General features: G+C 51.0%; 10 protein-coding genes. 3 read left to right on the top strand and 7 right to left on the bottom strand.

Annotated features, from left to right (window positions below; translation table 11 throughout):
• Positions 1 to 135: 135 nt before the first annotated feature.
• Positions 136 to 987, bottom strand: coding sequence for a glutamate racemase (gene murI, locus GTPT_RS03330; protein ID WP_029991699.1), 852 nt, complete (start codon positions 985 to 987; stop codon positions 136 to 138).
• A gap of 203 nt (positions 988 to 1,190) precedes the next feature.
• Here murI and trmA point away from each other — a divergent pair, with 203 nt between their 5' ends.
• Complete coding sequence (gene trmA / locus GTPT_RS03325) at positions 1,191 to 2,294, top strand: tRNA (uridine(54)-C5)-methyltransferase TrmA (RefSeq protein WP_029991698.1); 1,104 nt, start codon at positions 1,191 to 1,193, stop codon at positions 2,292 to 2,294.
• Positions 2,295 to 2,325: 31 nt separating this feature from the next.
• On the opposite strand, the gene GTPT_RS03320 is transcribed toward trmA, so the two are convergent.
• Positions 2,326 to 2,670, bottom strand: a complete 345-nt coding sequence (locus GTPT_RS03320) for a YijD family membrane protein (RefSeq protein WP_029991697.1) — start codon at positions 2,668 to 2,670, stop codon at positions 2,326 to 2,328.
• 16 nt (positions 2,671 to 2,686) lie between these two features.
• Positions 2,687 to 3,331 carry an HTH-type transcriptional repressor FabR gene (gene fabR / locus GTPT_RS03315; protein ID WP_025902362.1) on the bottom strand — a complete coding sequence of 215 codons (645 nt, stop codon included), beginning with the start codon at positions 3,329 to 3,331 and terminating at the stop codon, positions 2,687 to 2,689.
• 194 nt (positions 3,332 to 3,525) lie between these two features.
• Here fabR and sthA point away from each other — a divergent pair, with 194 nt between their 5' ends.
• On the top strand, positions 3,526 to 4,926 hold the full coding sequence (gene sthA / locus GTPT_RS03310) for a Si-specific NAD(P)(+) transhydrogenase (RefSeq protein WP_025902363.1): 1,401 nt from the start codon (positions 3,526 to 3,528) through the stop codon (positions 4,924 to 4,926).
• Here sthA and oxyR read toward each other — a convergent pair.
• Positions 4,918 to 5,823: a DNA-binding transcriptional regulator OxyR gene (oxyR, locus tag GTPT_RS03305; RefSeq protein ID WP_025902364.1), complete on the bottom strand. Its 906-nt coding sequence runs from the start codon at positions 5,821 to 5,823 to the stop codon at positions 4,918 to 4,920. The genes sthA and oxyR overlap by 9 nt on opposite strands.
• Positions 5,824 to 5,970: 147 nt before the next feature.
• Between oxyR and GTPT_RS03300 the strand changes: the two genes are divergently transcribed.
• Positions 5,971 to 6,705 (top strand): redoxin family protein, encoded by a 735-nt coding sequence (locus GTPT_RS03300; RefSeq protein ID WP_029991696.1) that lies wholly within the window; start codon positions 5,971 to 5,973, stop codon positions 6,703 to 6,705.
• Positions 6,706 to 6,784: 79 nt separating this feature from the next.
• On the opposite strand, the gene argH is transcribed toward GTPT_RS03300, so the two are convergent.
• From argH to argB, 3 genes are all read right to left on the bottom strand, one after another.
• Entirely contained in the window at positions 6,785 to 8,158 is a 1,374-nt protein-coding gene (argH, locus tag GTPT_RS03295) for an argininosuccinate lyase (protein ID WP_025902366.1), read from the bottom strand.
• Between the two features lie 81 nt (positions 8,159 to 8,239).
• On the bottom strand, positions 8,240 to 9,451 hold the full coding sequence (locus tag GTPT_RS03290) for an argininosuccinate synthase (RefSeq protein ID WP_025902367.1): 1,212 nt from the start codon (positions 9,449 to 9,451) through the stop codon (positions 8,240 to 8,242).
• A 28-nt stretch (positions 9,452 to 9,479) separates the two neighbouring features.
• Positions 9,480 to 10,256 (bottom strand): acetylglutamate kinase, encoded by a 777-nt coding sequence (gene argB, locus GTPT_RS03285; protein WP_025902368.1) that lies wholly within the window; start codon positions 10,254 to 10,256, stop codon positions 9,480 to 9,482.
• Positions 10,257 to 10,259 lie beyond the last annotated feature (3 nt).

Genomic DNA, 10,259 nt, shown 5'->3' with positions numbered 1-10,259 from the left:
TCTTCAGTCCCTGTCACGTCGCTGCGTATCGCGCTTTGCCGTGTCAGTGGGAGCGCATTATAGGGAGATAATTTTTTCTGACAAGGGTTTATTTCAAATAAATTTCTGAGTGTCGCTTTTTTATTCAGGAAACAGTCAAAGTGCGACTTTTTCAAGCGAAATGAACCCATAACGCTGTAAAACGGGCAATAATTGCTCAGCGCGAGGAGTCATTTCCGTACAATACGCGATATCCGGTAAGCCCGTATCGCTAACGGCTGATCCGTTTTCCAGTAACCAGACCGTTCTTCTGGCGATGGCAGCCCCCGAATCCACCAGCCGGGTACCTTCCGGGAGTACGGCCTGTAACTCAGCTTTTAGTAAAGGAAAATGCGTGCATCCCAGAACGACAGTGTCCGGAGGTTCTGGCAGAGCAAGCCATGGCTGAACAATACCCTTCATGTCATGCAAAGGGATCTGCTCGCCTTGCAGCTTCCTTTCCGCCAGTAATACCAGCTCAGACGACCCCAGCATTTTTATCTGACACTCTTTAGCAAACTGCTCGACCAGTTGCTGTGTATAGCTGCGTTTGACGGTCCCCCGGGTCGCCAGTACCCCGACGACACCGTTACGGGTCAGTCGGGCTGCAGGTTTAATCGCAGGCACGACTCCCACGACAGGAAAGTCAAACGTCTCCCGCAACGCGGGTAAAGAGACAGTACTTGCAGTATTACAGGCAACGACCGCTATAGAAACCGGATACTGGCGGGTCACCGCTGCTGTGATGGCGATGATCCGCTGCACAATAAACTGCTCCGTTTTTTCTCCGTAAGGAAAACCGGCATTATCGAATACATAGATATAATGTGCCTCAGGCAATAACTGCCTGATCTCATCATAAACGGAGAGTCCCCCGACGCCGGAGTCGAAAACTAATATCGTCGGTCGCCCGCCCTGGCCGTTGGCCGCAAGTGACGGTGCTAACTCTTCCTGAACATCTCTGGGCATATACTGTCTCAACGTTATCAGCCAACAGGAGCCTCTATTCTATCACGATCCCCGGCGGCAGGAGGGGTGCTCTTAATGGCCCCGGGGAATAGTCACGTGACGGAAAACCGGTGCCGGACAGCCCGATGAGGCGCACCCCGGGCTGGACATCACTGGCGGAATCCCTACAATCGCCGGCTACTGACCAATAACCAGGATTAATCATGACCCCGGAACATCTTCCTGTAGAACACTATGACGACCAGCTGGCGGAAAAGGTAAATCGCCTGACAACGATGATGACGCCCTTCAATGCACCTGAGGCGCAAGTCTTTCGTTCTCCGGTCAGCCATTACCGTATGCGCGCTGAATTCCGTATCTGGCATCAGGAAGATGATCTGTACCACATCATTTTTGATCAGCAGACCCGACAAAGAATAAAAGTAGAGACCTTCCCTGCCGCCAGCGAACTTATCAACACCATGATGCCGCTGATGATCGAGGCACTGCGCGATAATAAGGTCCTGCGCCATAAGCTGTTCCAGATTGATTATCTCTCAACCTGCAGCGGGAAAATTATTATCTCTTTACTCTACCACCGTAAATTAGATGATATCTGGCAGACTGAAATGTCCCGCTTACGGGATCAGTTCCGTGCGCAGGGCATCGAAGTACACTTTATTGGCCGTGCGACAAAAACCAAAATTTGCCTGGACCAGGACGCTATCGACGAAGTGCTGACCATCGACGGAAAAGAGATGATCTACCGTCAGGTAGAAAATAGTTTCACCCAGCCCAATGCCGCCATTAATGTGCAGATGCTCGAATGGGCATTGGATGTCACTCGCCAGTCGTCAGGTGACCTGCTGGAACTGTATTGCGGGAATGGTAACTTCTCTCTGGCGCTGGCCAGGAACTTCCGGCGGGTACTGGCCACAGAAATCGCTAAGCCTTCGGTGGAATCCGCAAAATATAATATTGCCGCGAATAAGATAGACAATGTTCAGGTGGTACGCATGTCTGCTGAGGAGTTTACTCAGGCAATGAACGGTGTGCGGGAATTTAATCGCCTGGAAGGGATAGATCTGAGCAGCTATGAGTGCGAGACCATCTTTGTCGACCCGCCACGCAGCGGGCTGGATCAGGAAACACTGAAGATGGTTCAGGCCTACCCGGCGATTCTGTATATTTCCTGTAATCCGGAAACTCTGTGCGATAACCTGCGGACATTAACCGAAACACATCAGATAGAACGTCTGGCGCTGTTCGACCAGTTTCCTTACACCCATCATATGGAGTGTGGAGTGCTGTTGCGTCGCAAAGACTGACAACAACCCCGCCGCTGGCGGGGTTTTTAGTTTAACGGCCGCGAAACCGGCTGAACATCCAGAACACCAGACAAACCATCACCAGTGTCGGAAAGAAATTAGAACCCATTTCCGGGTACTGTGCACGAATGATAGCACTGTACAAAAAGATCCCCAGAAAGAAGAACCCTGTAGCCAGTGAAGGCATACCTTCCGGCATACTGCGATTCAGATACCGTTTATGCAGGTACCAGACCGCCAGCCCCAGCGAAATTAAGGGAAAAAATGAAAACGGAACATAGCTGTTAAAAAGGGTGGTAAAGGTACCGTGGATGGATAAACCGGTGATAAAAGCTAAGATCAGTGTTCCTTTATCACGAGGATTTTGCTCAGTCATAATATTACCTGTTTGTTTACTCTTCTGATTTATCTGTGGCTGAAGCCAATCTTTCCTGTTCACGACGATACCAATAATAGGCACCTTTCGAGATCATTCTTAACTGAAGGACCAGACGCTCTTCGAGTTTGCGTCGCTGCTCAATATCCACATCTACCGCTTCAGCACCGGCACTGAAAACAATCGTTACCATCGCTTCTGCCTGCGCTTCTGTAAAGCTGCGAGGCATATGGTTTTCTAATTCAAGATAATCGGCCAGTTCAGCAATAAAATGCTGAATTTCCCGCGCAACGGCGGCACGAAATGCGGCTGAGGTCCCGGAACGCTCACGCAATAATAAACGAAACGCATTCGGGTTATTGCCGATAAATTCCATAAAGGTAGAGACAGAGGTCTTGATGATACTGCCACCCTTGGCAATGCGCTGACGGGCCTGGCGCATCAGCTGACGTAACATAAGCCCGCTCTCATCGACCATTGTCAGTCCAAGCTCGTCCACATCTTTAAAATGCCGGTAAAAGGAAGTCGGTGCAATACCGGCTTCACGGGCGACTTCACGGAGACTCAAACTGGCAAAGCTGCGTTCCGCACTTAACTGACTGAACGCTGCTTCAATAAGAGTACGTCTTGTACGTTCTTTTTGCTGTGCTCTGACGCCCATCATCTCTGCCTTTTTACACTTCATTTCGGCACTATATCAAAATTATCAGCGTACAGTGGCGCAAACTTTGTGAACGCCTGTTAACTTATCAATCAGAGCCTGAAATAAGAAATAACACGATTGGCGTTCAGGTGTTTTGAACGAAATGTTATATTTACGTTGTAATAATGTTTTAGGACATAGGACGTGTGAATATGCAAAAGTCTTACGATTATGATGCGATTGTGATTGGTTCCGGCCCCGGCGGTGAAGGTGCGGCCATGGGACTGGTAAAGCAAGGGGCAAAAGTTGCCGTTATCGAGCGCTTTCACAATATCGGGGGGGGATGTACCCATTGGGGCACAATCCCGTCAAAAGCACTGCGTCATGCGGTCAGCAGAATTATTGAATTTAACCAGAACCCGTTATACAGCGATCACACCCGCCTGCTGCGCTCTTCATTTGCAGACATTCTGAAACACACGGAAAATGTTATTCAGCAGCAAACCAATATGCGGCAGGGGTTCTATGAACGTAATCACTGTGAGCTCTATCAGGGGGATGCTCATTTTATTGATGACCACACCCTGGAAGTGGTGCTTCCTGACGGTTCCAGTGAGAGACTCACGGCCGGGAAGTTTGTTATCGCTTGCGGCTCACGTCCTTATCATCCGGATAGCGTAGACTTCTCTCATCCACGCATTTACGATTCTGATTCCATCCTTGATCTTCATCATGAGCCTTCCCATGTCATCATTTATGGTGCCGGGGTTATCGGTTGTGAGTATGCGTCTATTTTCCGCGGTCTCGGTGTGAAAGTGGATTTGATTAATACCCGTGATCGCTTGCTGGCCTTCCTGGATCAGGAAATGTCAGATTCACTCTCTTATCATTTCTGGAACAGCGGCGTGGTTATTCGCCACAACGAAGAATTTGAAAAAGTGGAAGCCAATGACGAGGGAGTCATTGTCTCGCTGAAGTCCGGCAAACGGATGAAAGCGGATTGTCTGCTCTATGCTAACGGGCGCACAGGTAACACAGATTCACTGACGCTGGAAAATGCCGGGCTGGAAGCCGATAGCCGCGGATTGCTGAAGGTCAACGGGATGTATCAGACAGCACAGCCTCATATTTATGCCGTCGGGGACGTCATTGGTTATCCGAGTCTGGCCTCTGCAGCTTATGATCAGGGCAGGATAGCGGCGCAAGCGATTATAAAAGGTGAAGCTACAGCCCATCTGATTGAAGATATACCGACAGGGATTTATACCATTCCGGAAATCAGTTCTGTCGGAAAAACAGAACAACAGTTAACCGCAATGAAAATCCCTTACGAAGTCGGCCGGGCACAGTTTAAACACCTTGCCAGGGCTCAGATTGTCGGGATGAACATCGGCAGCCTGAAAATACTCTTCCACCGCGATACCAAAGAAATTCTGGGTATTCACTGCTTCGGTGAGCGGGCGGCAGAAATCATTCATATCGGTCAGGCCATTATGGAACAGAAAAATGGTGGTAATACGCTGGAATACTTTGTAAATACCACCTTTAACTACCCGACGATGGCCGAAGCGTATCGCGTTGCTGCGCTCAATGGCCTTAATCGTTTATTTTGACAGGTTCCCTGAGTCACGCATATGCGCGCTAATAGTCTCTGCCAGTTGTTCATAACGGCTGCGCAGAGGCGACCCGGGGCGGTAGATCAGTGCAATGGTGCGTTGGGGAACCGGCTTGTCACAAGGGATGTAACATACGCCATCCCGCTCCCTTTCATTCGGGATAGCCAGCGAAGGCATCAACGTAATCCCGCTGCCTGCGGCGACCATATTACGTAAGGTCTCCAGACTGGTGGCACGGAAATGAGTGTCTTCATCTGCGCCGGCGGAAAAACAGAAGCCCATCGCCTGATCTCTCAGACAGTGTCCGTCCTGCAACATCAGCAGCTTCTCACCCGCCAGTTCTGACATCGGGACTCTTTCCCGTTGATGCCAGGGATGATCGGAATAAACTGCCAGCTTCATCGGTTCATCAAATAACGGCACTTCGATAAACGCTTCGGTTTCTTTGACCAGTGCCATAATGGCGCAATCGAGCTGTCCGCTATCCAGTTGAGCCAGTAACTGTTGTGTCTGGGCTTCATGCAGATACATTTCCAGTTTCGGGAATGTCTGATGCAACATAGGGACTATCTGAGGTAACAAATACGGACCGACCGTCGGAATGAGGCCGATATGCAACGGGCCGGACATGGTTTCGCCTTGCTGGCTAGCCATTTCCTTAAGTACTTTTACTTCCCGCAGAACAGTACGGGCCTGATCCACCAGTAGTAAACCGGCCTGAGTGAAGAGCACCTTACGACTGGTACGCTCCAACAGCATAACGCCCAGCTCATCTTCCAGTTTACGGATTTGACCGCTCAGCGTTGGCTGGCTGACATGACAGGCATCCGCAGCCCGACGAAAATGGCGATGTTCTGCCAGTGAAACCAGATACTCAAGGTCACGAATATTCATTAATTTCCTCCGGCGCATGATAGTTCATGGCGATAGATAGCATAGCAATCAACGATTAGCCCTATCAAGACAGAGAGGTCATAATAATTGCTATCAGATTCAAATTACCGATGATTGAGTGTGTTCCTACACCAGACAGGAGAAAGTATGTCAGAGACTTATGAAGGCCGTTCAGTACCCCAGGTGACCTTTCACACCCGTCAGGGTGACAAATGGGTCAATGTGACCACCGATGATTTGTTCAAAAACAAAACGGTCATCGTCTTCTCACTGCCGGGTGCATTTACCCCGACATGTTCATCCAGCCATCTGCCGCGCTATAACGAGCTGTACAGCGTTTTCTCACAGCATGGCGTTGACGATATTCTGTGTATTTCCGTCAACGATACCTTCGTGATGAATGCATGGAAAGCCGATCAGCATGCGGAAAATATTACCTTTATTCCGGACGGTAATGGTGACTTTACCCGGGGCATGGATATGCTGGTCGAAAAAGAAGACCTGGGCTTCGGTGCACGTTCATGGCGTTACTCTATGCTGGTTCGCGACGGCAAAGTTGAGAAAATGTTTGTTGAACCTAACAAACCGGGTGACCCGTTTGAAGTCTCTGATGCTGATACCATGCTGCAATATCTGGCACCGGATGTAAAACTGCAGGAATCCGTCTCTCTGTTTACCAAACCGGGCTGCCAGTTCTGTGCAAAAGCAAAACAGATGCTGCAGGAACGCGGGATCCAGTATGAAGAGATTATTTTAGGCCAGGATGCTACCACCGTGAGCCTCCGTGCCGTTACCGGGCGCGCAACGGTGCCTCAGGTCTTTATCGGTGGCCGCCATATCGGTGGCAGCGATGACCTGGAGCAGTACTTCCTGCGGGGATAATCGCTGCCTGACGGTCGCTCCCCCGTAAACATAAAAAAAACAGCGGACCCGGGTCCGCTGTTTTTATTTTATCCGCCGCTTAACCCAGGCGCTTTTTAGCGTCACTGATAGCCAATGCAACCTGTGCCGGAGCCACGCCCCCCTGTGCATTACGTTTGTCCAGACAGGACTGTAATGACAGGATCGGGTAAACATCCTGGTCAATCACCGGACTGAAGGTTTTAAGCTCCTCCAGGGATAAGGCTTCCAGCGCCACCCCTTTATGGATCGCCGCAACCACAGCCTCGCCCACAATATGGTGAGCTTCACGGAAAGGGACGCCTTTAGCCACCAGATAATCAGCCAGCTCTGTCGAGTTGGCATATCCCTGCTCTGCCGCTTCCTGACAGCGCGGACGCTTCACCTGAATGCCTTCCAGCACTAACCCGGCCATATGCAGACAATCCAGCCAGGTATCCAGGGCATCAAACAGCCCTTCTTTATCTTCCTGCATGTCTTTATTATAGGCCAGCGGTAGCCCTTTCAGGGTCATCATCATTCCGGTCAGTGCACCCTGCACACGGCCACATTTGCCGCGGATCAGTTCCAGCGCATCCGGGTTCTTTTTCTGTGGCATCAGGGAGGAGCCAGAAGTCACTTTATCGGACAGTTCAACAAAGCCGGCTTCACCGGAGTTGAAGAAAATCAGGTCTTCCGCAAAGCGGGACAAGTGCACCATACCGATGGAGGCATCAGAGAGTAATTCCAGCACATGGTCGCGATCAGAAACAGAGTCCAGACTATTGCGTGTCGCAGAGGCAAAACCTAACCAACCGGCCAGTTGTTCACGATCGATCTCATAGGCAGTTCCGGCCAGCGCACCGCATCCCAGCGGACTGACATCCAGACGCTTTAATGCATCCTGCAGCCGGCTTTCATCCCGTGCCAGCATTTCTGTATAGGCCAGACACCAGTGGGCAAAGGTGACCGGCTGGGCACGTTGCAGGTGGGTATACCCCGGCATGACTGCATCCTGATTCGCTTCAGCGGTAGCCACCAGCGCCTGCTGTAACTCACGGGTCGCGTTCAGAAGTTCACTGACCTGTTGTTTACACCACAGTTTCAGATCCGTCGCCACCTGGTCGTTACGGCTGCGACCGGTATGCAGTTTTTTACCCAGCGCGCCGACTTTGTCGATAAGCTTACCTTCGACCCAGCTATGGATATCTTCGGCATCGCTTTGCAGTACCTGCTCAGGGTTAGCACGAACTTCACTCAGCAGGGCATGCAGTGCCTGTTCCAGCTGTTGCTGTTCTTCCTGACTCAACACCCCGACCGTAACCAGTGCTTTAGACCAGGCCACTGAGCCGGTGATGTCCTGTTCTGCCAGTCGGTAGTCAAAACGCAGAGAGTCGTTAAATTGTTTAAACCGCTGGTCTGCTGCCTGAGTAAAACGTCCGCCCCACAGTGCCATAATGATGCTCCCTATAATGGGTTATTCTGAACTGCAGGGTAGCCTCACCGCTACCCTGCTCCGGATTATCTGACCGGAATCTTATTTCTGTTCTTTCAATGCACGGATACGTGAAGACAGAGAGTACAAACGAATGAAGCCACCGGCATGGCTGTGATCATAAACTTCATCTTCGCCGAAGGTAGCGAACTCTTCTGAATACAGGCTGTTTTCTGATTTCTTCTGAATTGCGCTGACCTGGCCTTTGTATAACTGCAGCACGACTTCACCGTTAACCTCTTCCGCCAGCGATTCTGCAGAAGCCTGTAAAGACTTACGCAGTGGCGTAAACCAGCGTCCGTCATACACGACATAGGACATTTCAAGGCCCAGCTGCTCACGCCATTTGTAGCTGTCGCGATCCAGTACCAGCTGTTCAACAGCACGTAACGCATTCACCATAATGGTGCCGCCAGGAGTTTCATAGCAACCACGGGATTTCATGCCAACCAGACGGTTTTCGACAATATCGATACGGCCAACACCGTGTTTCGCTCCCAGCACGTTCAGTTTTTCCAGGCATCCGAAAGGCGTCAGAGCTTCACCGTTAACCGCAACCACCTGGCCTTTTTCAACTTTCACGGTCACCTGTTCCGGCTGATCCGGCGCTTCCAGAGGATCGGTCGTCCAGACCCAGCAGTCTTTGTTTGAAGCATTCCACGGGCTTTCCAGCACACCGCCTTCTGTCGAGATATGCCATGCATTCTCATCACGGCTGTAGATTTTTTCCAGCGTCGCCGTGGTCGGAATATTACGCTCTTTCAGGTAGGCCAGCAGGGCTTCACGCGAACGCAGGTCCCATTCACGCCATGGCGCAACGACTTTCAGCTGAGGTGCCAGCGCAGCATAGGTGCTTTCGAAACGTACCTGATCATTCCCTTTACCGGTAGCGCCGTGACATACCGCATCTGCGCCCACTTTCAGAGCCAGCTCAACCTGAGCTTTAGCAATGATAGGACGTGCCATGGAGGTCCCCAGCAGATAGGTACCTTCATACAGTGCGCCGGTTTGCAGCACCGGATAAACATAATCACTGATGAACTCTTCACGCAGGTCAACGACATGACATTCTGAGGCGCCTGACTGCAGGGCTTTCCCTTCAACGCCGACCAGATCTTCCGGATCCTGACCTACGTTAGCGACAAAAGCGACAACTTCACAGCCGTAGTTCTCTTTCAGCCAGGGAATGATCGCCGAAGTGTCCAGTCCGCCGGAGTACGCCAGAACGATTTTTTTAATACCTTGAGTTTGCATCGTTTAATCCTTGAATCAGTCTTTGTCGTTAAGCCAAAATCCGGGTGCCAATGGACACACCGTTAAATAAGTCAGGTAACTGCTCTGCATGCCGCCAGCTGGCAATATCCACCGGCCGGCCCAGCGTTTTTGCAGCATCCAGCGCCGCATGGACTTTTACAATCATACCGTCAGTAATAATGCCCTGAGCGATTAAGGCTTCAGCCTTCTCAGCGGTCATTTCTTCAATACGCTGTCCTTTACCGTCAAGAATACCGCTCACATCTGACAGCAGTACCAGGTCGGCGCCTAAGGTGGAAGCCAGCGCAGTGGCGGCCTGGTCAGCATTCACATTCATCAACAGTCCGTCGTCGGTGATCCCGATAGAACTGATGATCGGCAAATAACCGCTGCCGGTTAATGTATTCACCAATGCCGGGTTACCGGGTGTCGCTTTACCGACATGACCCAGTTCCTCATCAAACTGCGCGACATTCGCGATGCCGCCGTCACCCAGTGACAGGCCGACCGCATTAATGCCGTATTTTCTGGCCCAGGCCAGTAACGTTTTATTGGCCGTACCCGCCAGAGCACCGGTAATGATGTCTATCTGATCTGCCGGGGTAACCCGCAGTCCGTTTTTTTTGCTGACCGGCAGTGCCAGTTTCTTCATCAGGTCGTCAACCAGACAGCCCCCGCCATGGACAATCACCAGAGGACGCTGATGCTTCTGACGATATGCCAGTAATGCATCAAATAATCTTCCCAGCGCTTCTTCGCTATCCAGCAGTACGCCGCCCAGTTTAATAATTAATGGATTTGTCATGGA

The organism is Tatumella ptyseos ATCC 33301, from assembly GCF_000735525.1.
GTDB lineage: Bacteria > Pseudomonadota > Gammaproteobacteria > Enterobacterales > Enterobacteriaceae > Tatumella > Tatumella ptyseos.
This window is presented reverse-complemented; position numbering and strand designations above follow the sequence as displayed.

Coding starts and splice junctions, on each gene's coding strand:
- murI (WP_029991699.1), bottom strand. CDS start 987: ATGCCCAGAGATGTTCAGGAAGAGTTAGCACCGTCACTTGCGGCCAAC.
- oxyR (WP_025902364.1), bottom strand. CDS start 5,823: ATGAATATTCGTGACCTTGAGTATCTGGTTTCACTGGCAGAACATCGC.
- trmA (WP_029991698.1), top strand. CDS start 1,191: ATGACCCCGGAACATCTTCCTGTAGAACACTATGACGACCAGCTGGCG.
- GTPT_RS03320 (WP_029991697.1), bottom strand. CDS start 2,670: ATGACTGAGCAAAATCCTCGTGATAAAGGAACACTGATCTTAGCTTTT.
- fabR (WP_025902362.1), bottom strand. CDS start 3,331: ATGGGCGTCAGAGCACAGCAAAAAGAACGTACAAGACGTACTCTTATT.
- GTPT_RS03300 (WP_029991696.1), top strand. CDS start 5,971: ATGTCAGAGACTTATGAAGGCCGTTCAGTACCCCAGGTGACCTTTCAC.
- sthA (WP_025902363.1), top strand. CDS start 3,526: ATGCAAAAGTCTTACGATTATGATGCGATTGTGATTGGTTCCGGCCCC.
- argH (WP_025902366.1), bottom strand. CDS start 8,158: ATGGCACTGTGGGGCGGACGTTTTACTCAGGCAGCAGACCAGCGGTTT.
- argB (WP_025902368.1), bottom strand. CDS start 10,256: ATGACAAATCCATTAATTATTAAACTGGGCGGCGTACTGCTGGATAGC.
- GTPT_RS03290 (WP_025902367.1), bottom strand. CDS start 9,451: ATGCAAACTCAAGGTATTAAAAAAATCGTTCTGGCGTACTCCGGCGGA.